Source organism: Streptomyces sp. CB01881 (genome assembly GCF_002953255.1).
Taxonomy (GTDB): Bacteria; Actinomycetota; Actinomycetes; order Streptomycetales; family Streptomycetaceae; genus Kitasatospora.
Window position 1 is genome coordinate 11,273,982 of sequence record NZ_CP026498.1, and the last position, 13,496, is coordinate 11,287,477.

Annotated in this window: 14 protein-coding genes and 2 pseudogenes; 6 read left to right on the plus strand and 10 right to left on the minus strand. The window is 72.7% G+C overall.

Features of this window, described 5'->3' with window-relative positions:
* Window positions 1-137 precede the first annotated feature (137 nt).
* Window positions 138-974: an IS5 family transposase gene (locus tag C2142_RS38670; RefSeq protein ID WP_148647439.1), complete on the plus strand. Its 837-nt coding sequence runs from the start codon at window positions 138-140 to the stop codon at window positions 972-974.
* 414 nt (window positions 975-1,388) lie between these two features.
* On the opposite strand, the gene C2142_RS38675 is transcribed toward C2142_RS38670, so the two are convergent.
* Together C2142_RS38675 and C2142_RS41890 are read right to left on the minus strand one after the other, a co-directional pair.
* Entirely contained in the window at window positions 1,389-3,047 is a 1,659-nt protein-coding gene (locus C2142_RS38675; RefSeq protein ID WP_148647440.1) for a DUF4157 domain-containing protein, read from the minus strand.
* A 321-nt stretch (window positions 3,048-3,368) separates the two neighbouring features.
* Entirely contained in the window at window positions 3,369-3,491 is a 123-nt protein-coding gene (locus C2142_RS41890; RefSeq protein WP_277347313.1) for a hypothetical protein, read from the minus strand.
* Between the two features lie 652 nt (window positions 3,492-4,143).
* Here C2142_RS41890 and C2142_RS38680 point away from each other — a divergent pair.
* A complete protein-coding gene (locus C2142_RS38680) occupies window positions 4,144-4,608 on the plus strand; it encodes a hypothetical protein (protein WP_148647441.1) in 465 nt (154 codons plus the stop codon).
* A gap of 14 nt (window positions 4,609-4,622) precedes the next feature.
* On the opposite strand, the pseudogene C2142_RS41375 reads toward C2142_RS38680, so the two are convergent.
* Window positions 4,623-4,774, minus strand: a pseudogene (locus tag C2142_RS41375) (NTP pyrophosphohydrolase); the annotation flags it as partial.
* A gap of 618 nt (window positions 4,775-5,392) precedes the next feature.
* On the opposite strand from C2142_RS41375, the gene C2142_RS38685 reads away from it, so the two are divergent.
* Together C2142_RS38685 and C2142_RS38690 are read left to right on the plus strand one after the other, a co-directional pair.
* Complete coding sequence (locus C2142_RS38685) at window positions 5,393-5,533, plus strand: hypothetical protein (protein ID WP_153882866.1); 141 nt, start codon at window positions 5,393-5,395, stop codon at window positions 5,531-5,533.
* 13 nt (window positions 5,534-5,546) lie between these two features.
* On the plus strand, window positions 5,547-6,242 hold the full coding sequence (locus C2142_RS38690) for a VC0807 family protein (protein WP_148647442.1): 696 nt from the start codon (window positions 5,547-5,549) through the stop codon (window positions 6,240-6,242).
* A gap of 13 nt (window positions 6,243-6,255) precedes the next feature.
* Here C2142_RS38690 and C2142_RS38695 read toward each other — a convergent pair whose 3' ends face one another.
* Together C2142_RS38695 and C2142_RS38700 are read right to left on the minus strand one after the other, a co-directional pair.
* Window positions 6,256-6,675 (minus strand): hypothetical protein, encoded by a 420-nt coding sequence (locus C2142_RS38695; RefSeq protein ID WP_148647443.1) that lies wholly within the window; start codon window positions 6,673-6,675, stop codon window positions 6,256-6,258.
* Between the two features lie 465 nt (window positions 6,676-7,140).
* Entirely contained in the window at window positions 7,141-8,067 is a 927-nt protein-coding gene (locus C2142_RS38700; protein WP_148647444.1) for a hypothetical protein, read from the minus strand.
* Between the two features lie 108 nt (window positions 8,068-8,175).
* Here C2142_RS38700 and C2142_RS38705 point away from each other — a divergent pair, with 108 nt between their 5' ends.
* Window positions 8,176-8,463, plus strand: a complete 288-nt coding sequence (locus tag C2142_RS38705; protein ID WP_148647445.1) for a hypothetical protein — start codon at window positions 8,176-8,178, stop codon at window positions 8,461-8,463.
* A gap of 37 nt (window positions 8,464-8,500) precedes the next feature.
* Here the strand turns inward: C2142_RS38705 and C2142_RS38710 are convergent, their stop codons facing one another.
* The 3 genes from C2142_RS38710 to C2142_RS38720 all read right to left on the minus strand — a co-directional run bounded on the left by C2142_RS38710 (window position 8,501) and on the right by C2142_RS38720 (window position 11,463).
* A complete protein-coding gene (locus C2142_RS38710) occupies window positions 8,501-9,139 on the minus strand; it encodes a hypothetical protein (protein WP_148647446.1) in 639 nt (212 codons plus the stop codon).
* A 543-nt stretch (window positions 9,140-9,682) separates the two neighbouring features.
* Window positions 9,683-10,441 carry a hypothetical protein gene (locus C2142_RS38715; RefSeq protein ID WP_148647447.1) on the minus strand — a complete coding sequence of 253 codons (759 nt, stop codon included), beginning with the start codon at window positions 10,439-10,441 and terminating at the stop codon, window positions 9,683-9,685.
* 560 nt (window positions 10,442-11,001) lie between these two features.
* On the minus strand, window positions 11,002-11,463 hold the full coding sequence (locus C2142_RS38720; RefSeq protein ID WP_148647448.1) for a hypothetical protein: 462 nt from the start codon (window positions 11,461-11,463) through the stop codon (window positions 11,002-11,004).
* Window positions 11,464-11,996: 533 nt separating this feature from the next.
* On the opposite strand from C2142_RS38720, the pseudogene C2142_RS38725 reads away from it, so the two are divergent.
* Window positions 11,997-12,423, plus strand: a pseudogene (locus tag C2142_RS38725) (IS5 family transposase); the annotation flags it as partial.
* Between the two features lie 43 nt (window positions 12,424-12,466).
* Here the strand turns inward: C2142_RS38725 and C2142_RS38730 are convergent.
* The gene (locus C2142_RS38730; RefSeq protein WP_148647449.1) at window positions 12,467-12,988 is read right to left on the minus strand and encodes a hypothetical protein; all 522 of its coding nucleotides are present in this window, start codon (window positions 12,986-12,988) and stop codon (window positions 12,467-12,469) included.
* 112 nt (window positions 12,989-13,100) lie between these two features.
* Window positions 13,101-13,496 (minus strand): hypothetical protein (locus C2142_RS38735; RefSeq protein WP_241003084.1); only part of this gene is annotated, 396 nt, incomplete at its 5' end.

The following is a 13,496-nucleotide window of genomic DNA, read 5'->3' on the forward strand; positions in this document are numbered from 1 at the left end:
CTTGCGGGCCGGTCAGGCCCGGTCCCTGGCCGCTCATCCAGGGAATCTCAATCGATCCGCCAAACGTCTCAACCAACTTGCAACCACGGGCACACTTCGACTACCTGCACCAATACGCACAGCCGACCGCGTGCCGGGTGGGGCTGTACCGACCGGCGCCGACGCCGAGCTCGACCGGGGATCCGGGGTCCTGTGATCTGCGGGAGATCGTGAATGCGATCTTCCACCAGAACCGGACGGGCTGTCGGTGGCGGTACCCGCCCCATGACCTGCCGTCCTGGTCGGCGGTGTTCTACTACTTCGGCCTGTGGCGCCAGGACGGGCCCGACCAGCGGATCCAGGAACTCCTGCGCTGCCAGGTGCGGGAGAGAGCCCGCAGATCAGGGGACCCGTCCCTCGTGATCATCGACACCCGGTCCGTCCGCGCGGCCGCCGGTGTCCCGAAGACCACGACGGGACCGGACGCGAACAAGAAGGTGTCGGGGCACAAGCGGGGACTGGCCGTGGACGTCATGGGGCTGATCATCGGCGTCGTCGTCCCGGCCGCCTCCGCCCACGACAACGCCGCCGGCACCGTCCTGCCCGACCAGGTCGCCGAACGCTGCGGAATGCGTCTGGAGAAGGCCCTGGTGGACCAGGGCCTCAAGGACGAGGTCGTCATCCACGGCGCTCTGCCGGACATCGACGTCGAGGTCGTCCGCCGCAACCCGGCCGACCAGGGCAAGGGCTTCGTCCCGCAGCCGAAACGGTGGGTGGTGGAGCAGACGAACGGCACCTTGATGCCGCATCGGCGTCTGGCTCGCGAGTACGACCACCGGCCCGACACCTCCGCCTCACGCGTCTACCGGCCCTCCACCGCGAACATGACCCGCCGCCCCACCGCACCAGCGCCGAGCGGCCGGGAGACCCTGCCACGGGGCGCGGCAGGCGTGCGCAGGTCCACGGGCAGCAGTCCGTCCCCGAGAACCTGCTGACCGCCTTCCAAGCCGCCTGCCAGGCCATGCCCGACGAGACGAAGGCCAACGCCCCGGTCCCTCACGGCGGCCGCGGCGGCGCGCTGAACGCCGAGCCGGCGCAGGTCCTGGCCGTCCTGCCCCCGGCCTCCCGCCCCTGCCCGCCAGCACCGCCAACGACGGACTCCTCCCTACCCGCCACTCCGGACCCCGGCCGTCAGCCCTCAAGACCGCGGTGGGAAGCACCCCGGGCAAGGCCGACAGGCAGACCACCTCCGCCACCACGACCACGGCGAAGCCCGACCCCGCCGGCGACGACGGGACCGCCGGGGCGCTCCAGGCGGGCAAGGACAGCTGCGGCCTCGGTCCTCGGTTCCGGCGCGAAGGAAACCGCAAGCGAGCGGCGGGGTCCGGGCGGCAAGATCCGAAAGGGGGCTAGGTCCCTCGAGTCGGTCCCTGTCCCGCCAGAATGTCGGCGAAGACGATCACGACCGCGCTCTCGCCGTACTTCGCCGACCGCTCCTGCTGGAAATCGCCGCTCCGCACGAGGATCTGGCTGATGTGGATCTTGGTGCCGATGGGGAAGGTCATCTCCTCCTCGGACTGGTTGTTCCTGCCGAGCGCCCTTCCCCGGTGGTCCTCCGGGAGGCCGAAATCCCAGACGATTTCCTTGCCGGCCACGTACGTGTGAGTCAACGGATCGCCGTACGTGGTCGACAGGATCGCCGGCCACTCGATCGTCTGGTCGACCGAGACGTAGCCACCGTCCGGGTGGCTCTCCTGCTGCTTGAGGATGCCGCCGAACGACTCGTATAGGTGCTTGCTGTCGCCCCGCACCACGTTGCCGTCCGCGTTCGCGGGGGGCGTCGTGAAGTCGTCCCACACGCCGTTGATCCGGGCGAAGATGTCGAAGGTGTCCGCGAGGTGCTTCTCGTCCCATGCCTCCGTGCTCTGCTCGTCTGCGTAGCCCCGCGCCATGGCGACACTGCGCCACGTGTCGAGGACCTCGCTCTCCTTCGACTTGTAGGAAAAGCCGGGGGTGGCGATCTCGCCGGGGGTGAAGCCGACCTGCCCGAGGGCCGCGAGGAGCGGGTTGATCCGGCGGTAGTCGGCGCTGAGGTAGTTCTCGCCGAGGTCGAGGTCCTTCTGCTTCTGCTTGGCCGCGAGGACCGCCGGGTCCAACTCCAGGGCGCGAGCCGCTTCGTACTCCGCGCGGGATGCCCCCCGGTCCTCGACCGTCCCCCACGACTTGTCCTTGAGGGACGCCCGGGGCTTCTTGCCGTCCGTGCCCTCGGAGATCAGATAGGACCCAAAGCCGAAACTGAGGATCGTCTGCCCCTCGACGTCCCCCTCGTCCGTGTGCTTGACGACCGGGGTCCCCTTCGGGAGGCCTGCCGCGAGGGTGCGCTGCACGGATGCCTCCGCCGCACCGGCCGTCCCGGTCCCGGGGCTGGCCGAACGCTGCACGTCGGAGGAGGCCTGCGGGGCCGGACGGCTCATCACCGCGCGGGCGTTGGCCTCGGCCTCGCGCTCGAAGCGGTCGGAGGGGTCGGAGACCTTCAGCCCGTTGCCGTTGTCGGTACCGCTGACCGGCCCCCGGCGCTGCTGGATGACATGGGTGAGCTCGTGGGCGAGGGTGTGCGCGCCGCCCCCGCCCTCGCCGATGACGATGTCGTTGCCGGAGGTGTAGGCACGCGCGCCGACCTCGGCGGCGGAGGCCTTCGCGGCGCCGCCGGTGTGGATGCGTACGTCGGAGAAGTCGGCGCCGAGGCGGGACTCCATGTCCGTACGGGTGGCCTGGTCCAGAGGCCGGCCGGGGCCGCGCAGGACATTGTGGACGGAGGAGCGCTGAATGGCCGGGGCCGCGGCAGGCTGGACGGCGGGGCCCTCGTGGCCACAGCCGTCCCCGTGCCGGTGTTCCTCTTCGTCCGGGCCGTGGCCGGCCCGGCGGAGCATCTGGACGACCGCCGCGTTGCCCACGGTGGCCTGGAGGACGAGCAGTCCTGACCGTGGGTGCCCGTCCTGAGCGGCCGCGTGCCTCGCCTCCCGGCCGGCCTCGGCCCTGGTGGCTTCCTCGTTCTCCCGCTTGCGCATCGGGCTCCGCCCCTCCTGGGATCGTCGGCAACGTCCCACTCAACCCGACGGCCACGGCGCGGCGGAAGGTACTTCAGGGCAGAGTCGGGGGTCTCTGCAACGGTCTCCCGCGGCACTTCCGTACAGGCGGCACGGCAGCAGGAGAAGGAGGCGGTCGGCGCGGTCGACGAGAACCACCACGCCGGACCAGCCAGGCGCGCGTTCCCGAGCCGGCAGGGCCGATCCGGGCGGTGTCCCGGACATTGCCGGGGCGGGGGCCGGCCTTCCGTCCGCCCCGATCCGCCGACAGGAGCGGCCGCAGGGTGCTGCGGCGGCCGGCACTCACGCGACGCGGGCCTTCACCGGGTAGAGCCTGGCGTGCCGCACCCGGTCCTGCCACCACGGGTCATTCGGGGCGGAGACCAGCGCGGCCACCTGCTCGCGCTTGGTCGGGGCGGGCAGCACCAGCGGGCCCAAGTCCTTCTCGGCGCGGTCCCCCTCGCACTGCGGGCACTCCAGCCGGTCGGGGCCGGCCTTCTCGGTCAGCTCCAGCTCCGAGCCGGCCTTCCCGCCGATCGAGTCCCGGCACGTCCAGCACGGGCGCAGCGCGGCGTTCGCCGTGCGAGCAGCCTCCAGCTGTTCTTCGGCCTCTCGTTCCAGCCGCTCCTTGTGTTCCTGGTGGCAGGACCAGCAGCGGCCACCCGGGCGGCGGGTCCACTCCTGCCGTCCCTGGGGGCCGTACTCCCCAGCTGCTCTCTTCCTTCGGGATCTGGCCGCAGTCGGCGCAGGCCAAGGTCCGCATCAGCTCGCGGTGGAGTTGGCGGACCGTCTCCTCCCGGGCCTTCTGCCGCTCGTCGTACGCCTCGCGGGTGTCCGGGCTCTCCAGCGCGTCCAGCAGGAAGTGCCGTCCAGGACGGCCGTAGCGCCACCACACCGAGCCAAGGGGGCCGTGCTCGGCCAGCAGCTCCGGCGTGGTCGCGACGACCGGCACCGCGTCGTCGTACTCGCGCCAGCCGTCGCGAACGTTGTCGTCCAGCCGGACGGTGCCGCGCTCTAGGATCAACTTCGTGTGCCGAACACCGGTACGACACGTGAACACAGCAGGGGGGGGACCACGATGAAGCGGACGAAGACGCGCACGCTCACCGCAGCGGCCGGGGTGCTGGGGGTGACGCTGGCGTTCGCCGGGACGGCATCGGCGCAGCCCGCCGACCCGGCACCGGCTTCGGACGAGCCCTTCGGTCAGCCGGGGACGGGCCAGATCCTGCCGCCGGCCCCGGACGAGGACACCATGTTCTCGATCCCCGACTGGATCGGGAACGGCAGCGCGGTGACGGCCTCGGTGATCGAGACGCTGCCGATCGCCGTCACCGTCGGCTGTCAGGGCGGCGGTTCGGTGCAGGTGCACGTCGGCGGTCTGGCTCCGGCCGACTTCACGGTGCAGTGCCCGGTGGACTCCGTCGGAGTCGGCTCGGTGGACATCCCCGCCCGTCCCGGCCGGGACTTCCAGTTCACCGTGCACACCTCGGACCCGTCGATCCACTGGGGCATCAACGCCCTCCAGATCCGCTCTGGCCACTGACCCGGATCCCGGGCTCAGCCCCGGACGCTCCGGGGGCCGGTGACGGCCGCACCCAACGCGCGCCCACCCGGGTGCGCAGTTCGCGGTCGGCGGTGACCACCACGCAGGCCCGCGCCGGATCCTCGGCGCGGGCCTCGCGGACCCGCTCCACGATCCGGTCGTCTCCTCCTCGGTGAGCCAGCTGGTGATGAAGGACGTCTCCGTCGACACCGTCCGGGCTGATCGCCGCGCCGTCGGTGCCGGCCTCGCTGCTACGCTGCCACGTTCCGTCATTGCCTCGGTCCTCCTCCTCGGATGCGGGGAGTCGCACGGGTGGAGTGTCGGTCGACCTGCGTCGCCCCCTGTGGTCGCCCCGCTTCTCAGCGCAGGGCGGGGCCCCGGCCGACTGCGAGTCGGCACGGCGGCCGCGGTCGGGGCGGGGGCGGGGGCCGTGGGCCGTGGGCCCCCACAAGCTCGACATCGACCACCTGGTATCCGCACCTGCGACAACCTGAAGATGCATCTGAGCAGCTCAGAGTGTCGGCGGCATGCTGGTGACAGCTGTGGAGCGGCCTCCAGCGGGGCCACCAGGACAGCGGGGGTTTGCCGGAAGGGCCCTGGGCAGACTGTCCCGGTGACGAATACCAGAGCACCGGCTCGGCCTGGTACCACTGAAGCCTCTGACATTCCCGGCCCGCCGCCGGACCGGCTCCGGTGTCCGACAGCGGGCCGGGCTCTCCACCACCCGGCTCATCGCGTACCGCTTCTGCCCCTGGACGAGCTGATGAGGGGATCGGGGATCTGCGTGAACGCAGCGGACGAGGGCTCACTGCGCCACGGCTCCCCGCCGGCTGAGACCAACGGCGCGAAGCCGGAACCGATTTCGCGGGCCGGCCGACAGAGCGGGGAGTTGCACGAACTCGACACCACCCTGGCCTTCTCGTGACCCGGGGGACACCGTGACCGACACACGAAGTGCCTACGGCGACGCCCCCGAGCCGCCGCCGCGGCCCAGCAGCCGGCGCCTGCTGCTCGGCGTCCTCTGGGACGTCCTGGTCCCGATCGCGGTGTACTACGGCCTGCGCGCCGCCGGCATCAGCGTCTTCGTCGCCCTGCTGGCCGGGGCCGTCCTGCCGGCGCTCACCACAGCGGTGCAGTGGCTGCGCACCCGCAGCCTGGAGGGCATGGCGGGATTCATCGCCGGGACCATGCTGCTCGGCGTTGCAGCCGCGCTGGTCAGCGGCAGCCCCCGGTTCCTGCTGGCCAAGGACGGTTGGCTGACCGGCGTGGCCGGGCTCTGGTTCCTGACCTCGATCAGGGCCAGGCGCCCGCTGCTCTTCCACGCCGGCCGCCCCCTGCTGGAGGGCCGGTTCCGCTCCGACGGCACCTCCTGGGACGTGCTGTGGGAACGTGAGCCCGCCTTCCGGCGGATCTGGCGGGTCTCGACTGCGATCTGGGGCGTGGCGATGCTGCTCGACGCCGCCGCGCGGATCGTGATGGCCTACACCCTGCCGGTGGAGCTGGTGCCCGGCCTCGGCGCGTTGCTCTGGCCGGTCACGCTGCTTCTGTTGCAACTGGTGAACGGCGTCTACTACGAGCTGGCCGGACTCTGGCGGCTGACCTCCGGCACGACCGCACACCCACCGAACAGCTGAGCGCCCACCATGCTCACCCCACCCGGAAACCACACCCGCTCGCGCCCGCACACCCCACACGCAGGCGGCGGACCTTCGGGAACGCGCCGGGGCGAGTCGGGGACGGGTACGGGCGGCCGTCCCGGCCTGGGTGGGAGGGGACGGTCCAGCATGAGCCCCGCCAGCAGTCGGCGGACAGGTCCACGATCGCCCGCTGCCGGTTAGCCAACGCGGTGGGTCCGGCGTCGGTGACCACCAGGGCCACCGGCGGATATCCGGCACGAGTGAGGCCGGGGCAGGCCCGGCGCCACCAGTGCACCGTCCGCTCGGCGGCCTCCTCGCCGGAGCGGGCCGGGTCGTTGTCACGGACCCTGACGCGGAACAGCTCGCGGTAGGCGGCGAACTTCGCCGCCACCCGGGCCTGGGCCATGGTGGGACGGTCGACCTTCACCATCAACACCGGCACCCCGACCTCCGGAGCCTGCCGCCCGGCAACGCGAACTCGACCTCCGTCGCCCCCGACGTCACCACGCCGACCCCGCCCGCCGAGCCAGGCGCAGTGCCGCCACGCACGAAGGCAAGGATCGTCTCGTTGACGGCCATCGCGTGCGGCGCGCCCGAGGTTCCGGCGCCCCGGGCCGTGGAGCCCATCTCGGCGCCACCCCCTCCGGCGGCACCTGCTCGACGTCGGCCGGATCCACGCCGCCCTCGCCACCAAAGCCCACGCCCAAGGCAAGGCCTGCGGCCCGCCCAACCTCATTCCTCGCCCCCGAACTGCCCGCCGGCAAGGCTGGGGTGTACCGGCCCGCGGCCCACCTCGCGTACACCGCCGGCACCGGCGACCAGCGGCACCGCCTGCGCGGAGACGGCTCTCTGCCTCACTCGGGTTCATAGGGGTTCATCAGAGCCCGGCGCCCGGTCAGGCGGTTCGTTCCGCGCCGTAGTAGCCGTGCCGCAGCCGGAACCGCATGGGCTCGGTGCCGTCCGCCTCGATGTGCCCGATCAGCGTCGAGCGCAGTGGCTCGGGCAGCTGCCTGCCGTGGGCTTCGGTCCATTCGGTGGAGCTGAACAGCCCGGCTGCACCGTCGAGTTGGGCCGGGCTCGGGGGGCGTGCGACAAGGGCAGTAAGGATGAGGTCGGGACCCTCGGCCAGCAGTTGGCGCTGCACGGCCAGGTCGTACCACTTCAGGCTGCCGGTGGCCTCCCGGGCCGGGACCCCGGCCCAGGCCAGCAGGGCGCGGATCCGCTCGGTCGCCTCGGGGTGGTGGAGCCGGGTGAGGGTGGCGAGGCGCTCCTCGGCGTCGCGAAGTCCACGTGACCAGGCCGTGCGGTCGCGGCCCGAGGGTCGGGCCACGTCCGCGGCCGCCTCGGTCAGGCCGGCCGGTGCGGCCTGGATCCAGCGCGTCCGGCGCTGGTCCTGCGCAGCGTTCAGGGCTGCCAGTTGCTCCTGGACCCGGCGGGATCCGGTCAGGCCCCGCCCCGCCAGCCAGTCGGTGAGGGCCGGGCCGTCGACGAGGTCGGCGTCGCAGTCGCCGGCCCCGCGCAGGCCGCTCTGATGGTGCAGGGTCCAGCAGGCGATCAGGTCGCCGTTCGGGCCATGCACCGTGATCGTCGGCCAGCCGTCACACAGGCACAGCTCTCCGGTGCCGCCGTCCACAACGGCCAGCAGCCGGGCCAGGTCGGCGATGTCGGCACCGGTCACCTCCGTCCGCGGGCGATCGGCGGAATCGGCCTCGCCCGCTGGTGCGTCGACGATCACGACGCGCGCGGCACGGTTGAGCACCTCCCGCAGCCCGGCGGTCGTCGGCGGGCCCCCGACCGCGCGCGCGGTCCTCTTGTTGATCACGAACGCGAGGATAGCGGCAGCAGCGACGGGGGCGGGATGCCCCCGGGCAGTGGGCGCAGGTGCTGGCGGGGCAGGTCGGGGCGTCCGTCGGAGTGCAGGCGCACAGTGGTGGCGGCGCACCAGACACTGACCGTCCACCCCAAGCGCTGCGGGTGGCCCGGTGAGCGGACGTGCATCTGCGACCCCGGCGACGCCACCGGCAAGACCGTCGGGGCCGCGGTGGAGTACGCGGTCCTCCCCTCCCACCACGGACGCATCGCCGCCACCACGGCGCTGCGCGGCGGCCGCCCCGGCGACGTCCTGTACGAAGTCGACTGGGACAGTCCGCCGCCCCCGGACCAGCGGTACAACCGGTACACCGTCGTCGAACTGCGCCTGATCCGGCAACAGCCCTGAGCAGACCCGGCCGCCCGGCCGGTGGCAGGGGCCCCGGTCACTGCCGGCTGCGACGCACCGTCGGCCGGGCGGGCGGGGCCTGCTCGCCGCGCAGCGCGAGGGCCGCGGCGCGGGTGCGCTCCAGCCAGTCGGACACCTGGCGCAGCGTGGCCGCATCGAGGTGGCGGGTGAGGTCGCGGACGGCCTGGTGGTCGTCGTCGGTCAGCGCGTAGAGGCCCGCGCGCCCCAGGACGGTGTAGAGGGGCTGGGCGGCGGTGCCGGCGAGGCGGCGGTGGGCGGCCTCGCGGGCGCAGGCGGCGACGTCCTGGCGGTGGCGCTCACGGCACAGCGCGTGCTGGAGGGCGGTGTCGTGGTCGGGGTCGTAGCGCTCGGCCCGGGTCTGGGCGGTGTGGTCGCGCACGCGCTGCCACTCTGCGCGGATGGTGGCCGCGGTGGCGTAGGTGGTCTCGTCTCCGGCGTCGGTGTACCGGTCGGCGGCGCGCTCGTCCCCTCGGGCCCGGTGCAGGGCCTGCTGGATGGTCTCCAGGGTCATCCCGGCCGCCCGGTGACGGACGCCGCCGAGCAGCCCGTGCTCCTGGACGTCGGACCCGTCCTGGACGTGGTGGTCGGGGCGGTTGGGGTGCTGAGCGAGGGCGGCGTGCAGCGTCGCGCCGGCCCCCCAGGGCTCAGCGTGCACAACGGGCTCCGGCACGACAAGACCAGGGCGGACGCTGTGGACGATCCGGCCGTCGACCAGGGCCACCCAACCGTCCAGCGCGCTCGGTCCAGCTGCGGGCGAGGCCGGCGCCATGGTGCATGGTGCGGATGCCACGCCCCCGCTGCCGCACCGGAGAGCGACAGCGACAGCATCGAGATCCGCAGCATGGGGAAGTGGTTCGACCTGGAGACCCCAGACCCACTGTCACACCAGCCCGCGTCTACACCGCCACCCCATACCAACACTGCCCCACGTCGCCTTTCGGGCCCGTAGGCGTAGAGGGTGCCCTGGATCTGGTTTGCGTAGGTGGCGCTGGTGTCTCGGGGTTCGCGCTGGGCGGCGGCGCGCTCTTGGCGGAGTCGGCGTTCCGCCGTTCTGGAGCGGGTGATCTCCTGACGAAGCTCCTGCGTCTCACCGCGGGGAGTTCGCCTTTCGTTGGCCGCGCACCCCGGCCTTGACGGCCCTTCCCGGCTCGGGCAGGGCCGTCAAGGTGCGCTGATGCCGCCCGGGACGGGTCAGGGATCAGGCCTTGGCCTTGAGCCCGGAGACGAGCTGGCTGCTCAGCTTCTTGGCGGTGGCCGCGCCGTTGTCGCTGCCGTCGTTGGCGAGCACGGTCACCACGGAGGTGCCGACCCGGGCCGCAATCAGGGTGTCACCGTTCTGCCAGGCCGAGTCGGTCACCGTGATGGTGTACGCCTCGTCACCCAGGCCGGCGAGAGACGTCTCGGTGACCTTGGTCTTGCTGCTGGTCTGGGCGTCGGCGAAGGACGGGCAGGCCAGGGCGAGCTTGCCCAGCGCGCCGAGCACTGTCTGAGCGGTGGTGCCCTGGTAGACGTCGATCTCCTGGGCGATCTCTGCGGAGGTGTTCTTGTTGACGTAGTCGTTCTGGGCGAACGACACACCGGTGATCCCGGTGATGCCGGTCCAGGACGTGCCGCCCAGCCGGGTGCAGTCCGGAGTGGGCACCTCGGCGGCGGTCGGCTGGATGTAGGTGTCGCCGGTGTCGCGTGAGCCGGCCGAGTCGATGTCGAAGCCGGACGGGAAGAACGAGGCGGGCGCCAGCAGGGCCTTCAGCTGGGTGCCTGTCGGTAGGCCGGCGTTCGGGCCCGCAGCCTTCGTCGCGACCGGCGAGGAAGCGTCAGCCTTCGTCGCGACCGGCGAGGAAGCGGCTGCCTGGGCGGCGGGGGCAGCGGACTTGGTGGGGGTAGGCCCACAGGCCGTCAGGACGAGCGGCAGAGCGATGGTGGAGAGCAGCTTGACGGCGGGAGGAGAGAGACGCATTGGAGCCTGATCTAGGAAGTACACGGGAGCGCGGCGCGACACCGTGGCCGCCCGCTGCGGGCCTGGCCCATCGCCAGATCCTGAGCGGGGACGATAACCAGCCAAGATTACTGGATGGGCACATTTTGGCCACGGAACGCTCGACATGGGAACTCCTACCGGACATTCCCACCAGCGACACAGTACGACCACGGATGAAACACGTACCAGTGCACGTGTCAGAGCAGTCCGGCCCCGGTGTGGAGGTCCGCCCGCGCCTCCGCCTGGGAGTCCCGCCCCGGGTGCCGTAGCGCCACCGCACCGGTCCGAGCGGGCCGTGCTCGGCGCGGATTCCACGGTGGTCGCGCTGATGGGTACCGCGTCGTCGCACTCGCGCCGGCAGCCGTCGTGGCAGCCCTGGACCACCCTGCACCGCTGGGCGTGCCAGGAGGTCGTGGTCGGCTGATGGGTGGTGGTCGGTGGCCGGGCCCGGAGCGAGTGGGCCAGGACAACGGGGGTGTGCGGGCGGGCCGGGGATCGCGCCCTCAGGGCCGCGAGCGCCCGCTTCCGGTTCCTCGCCTCTAATCGGCTTGGACACCAGTAACGAGTCCCGCCGCGACCGCGGTGGCAAAGGCGGTCTCGTCACCGGCGTCGGCGTACCGGTCGGCGGCGCGCTCGTCGTCCCGGGCCCGGTGCAGGGCCTGCTGGATGGTCTCCGGAGTCATCCCGGCCGCCCGGCGGCGGACCCGGTGAGGGACGTCGCCGAGCAGCCCATGCTCCTGGACGTGGTCGGGGCGGTTGGGGTGCTGGGCGAGAGTGGCGTGCAGCGTCGCGTCGACCTGCCACGCCTCGGCGGGCACGACGGGCTGCGGCAGGGCGAGGCCCGGGCGGGCGCCGAGGACGACCCGGCCGTCGTCCAGGGCCACCCAGCCGTCCAGGCCGTCGATGTCGCGCTCGGTCCAGGCGCAGGCGAGGCCGGCGTCATGGTGGAGGGTGCGGATGCCGTCGTGGCCGGACCAGCGCAGCCACATCGACCCGCGCACCAGCGGGGAGTCGAGGAACGGGCGGCCCAGCTCCCGGTCTGCGGGGCCGGCTCCAGCCGTCCGGGCACGGTGGCGGGGGCCGGGTCGGGGCGGGTGGTGTCGGTCATCGCGCGGTGCCTCCGGGAGTCGGGAGCGGGGTACGGGCAGCCACCCCGGCCTCGGCGACGAACAGAGCACCGCCCAGCCGGCAGCCCACGCCCGCAACAGCACCCGCTGCTGCCCGCGCCCGGCCGCCGGGGTGAAGGCTGCGGCGGGCCGGCGGCCTCCTGGACGTGCAGCGGCTGGTCACCGTCTGGGTTGTCGAGCGTCTCGGTGAGGGTGGCCCGGCGCTGGCCGCCGAACCGTCACCAGACCGGCCCGCCCGCGCCGAAGCGGCGCAGCAGCGGCAGGGTGGTGGCCGCCACCGGGAGGGCGCGGTGGCGGCCGCGGGCAATCACGTCAGCGCCGGGGCAGGTGAGGGCGTGCCAGGTGTGCTGGGGCCGGCTTCGACCGCCGAGGAGGACCCGGGCGTCACGCGATCGGACGCTCCCGGGGGCGGGCTGACCACGAAGATCCACCTGGCGGCGGACGGCCGCTGCCGCCCGCTGTGTTTCCACCTCACGCCGGGTCAGGCCGGCGACGCGCCCGCGTTCGAGCACGTCATGGCCGCCCTGCGCGTGCCCAGGCCGGTCGGCCGGCCGCGCACCCGACCCCTCGTGGTCCTGGCGACCGGGCCTACTCGTCGCGGGCCGTCCGCGGGCACCTGCGCCGACGCAACATCCGGACGGTGATCCCGCAGCCCGCCGACCAGATCGCCGCCGCCGCAAAGGCCGGCTCGGAGGCCGCCCTCCTGGCTTCGACCGCGAGGCCTACAAGCAGCGCAACACCGTCGAACGGTGCATCAACCGCCTGAAGAACTGGCGCGGCCTGGCCACCCGCTACGAAAAGACCGCCACCGTCTACCAGGCCGGACTCCACATCGCCGGCATCTTCATGGTCCGCCCGCTGAACCAAAAGAAAGGACCTAGGACGGGATGCGGGCCAGGAGTTCACCGGCGGCCCGGGTCAGGCGCTCGGCGGCCTCCTCCGCGGGCAGCTGCGATCCGGCGCGGCCCGTGGACGCCACCACCGCGTCGACCATGGGCGCCAGCTCCTCGCACTCCCCGTAGGCCTCGGCCACGTTCTCGATGATGAGCCCGGCCCCCTCGAAGGGGTCGAGCCATCCGCCGACGATCTCGGCGGCCCACCAGCGGGCGAGCGCCAGCCGGCCCTGCCAGTAGTCCCCGTACTCCTCGAGCGGGCCCAGGCCGAACCCGAGCTCGTCCATCACCCGGTCAAACAGGCCCGGGGCCTGGCCCTCCTCGCCGCTGAGCAGCCAGGCGAGCAGCCACAGCGACGGCGTGTCCACACCGGCGACCAGGGCGCGCAGAGCGGCCCGGATCAGCGTCTCCGGCTCGGCGTGGCGGCCGTCGACCCACTCGTGGGCGATCCCCCGCAGTTCGCGCACCGCTTCGGCCGCCGTTCCGGGGGCTCCGCTCTTCGTCATGGCGGCATCCTGCTGGGCACCACCCGCCGCCCGCCAGCGGATTTCCCGCTATCCGCCGGAGGCACCGAAAATTCCCTCTCCCCGGACCGATGAGTTCGGGTGGCGGCGGCAGTCAAACCAGGGAAAGCAACGCCAGCCAAGCCGGGGAGACCTGAGTGGACGTTAAGTCCGTTTCTGGTAGCGGCCTCGTTCGGGTTGGGTGGGGAAGCCTTGGCGAGTGAGGCGTCCGAGGCGGCTGCGGGTGATGGGACGCCTCGTCTGTGGGCATGCCGAGGAGTTCGTGCGGCTCGCGTGCCCGGAATGCCTGGCGGGGGTGCTGGTTGAAGGCGTTCACGATGGCCTGGTAGGCCGTGTTCGTCTCGGGTGGTTCGGATTCGGTTCCCGCCGGCGTGACCTCCGCGATGATCTTTCGGGTGGTGGCCAGGTCCGTGAGCCGCGCTTCGGTCTCGGTCGGGTCGGCGGCGAGCTCTTCGATCCGGGCGCGTAGTTCTGCGGCCCGGGCGGTGGC

Coding starts and splice junctions, on each gene's coding strand:
- C2142_RS38695 (WP_148647443.1), bottom strand. CDS start 6,675: ATGGTGAAGGTCGACCGTCCCACCATGGCCCAGGCCCGGGTGGCGGCG.
- C2142_RS38680 (WP_148647441.1), top strand. CDS start 4,144: ATGAAGCGGACGAAGACGCGCACGCTCACCGCAGCGGCCGGGGTGCTG.
- C2142_RS38730 (WP_148647449.1), bottom strand. CDS start 12,988: ATGACGAAGAGCGGAGCCCCCGGAACGGCGGCCGAAGCGGTGCGCGAA.
- C2142_RS38675 (WP_148647440.1), bottom strand. CDS start 3,047: ATGCGCAAGCGGGAGAACGAGGAAGCCACCAGGGCCGAGGCCGGCCGG.
- C2142_RS38715 (WP_148647447.1), bottom strand. CDS start 10,441: ATGCGTCTCTCTCCTCCCGCCGTCAAGCTGCTCTCCACCATCGCTCTG.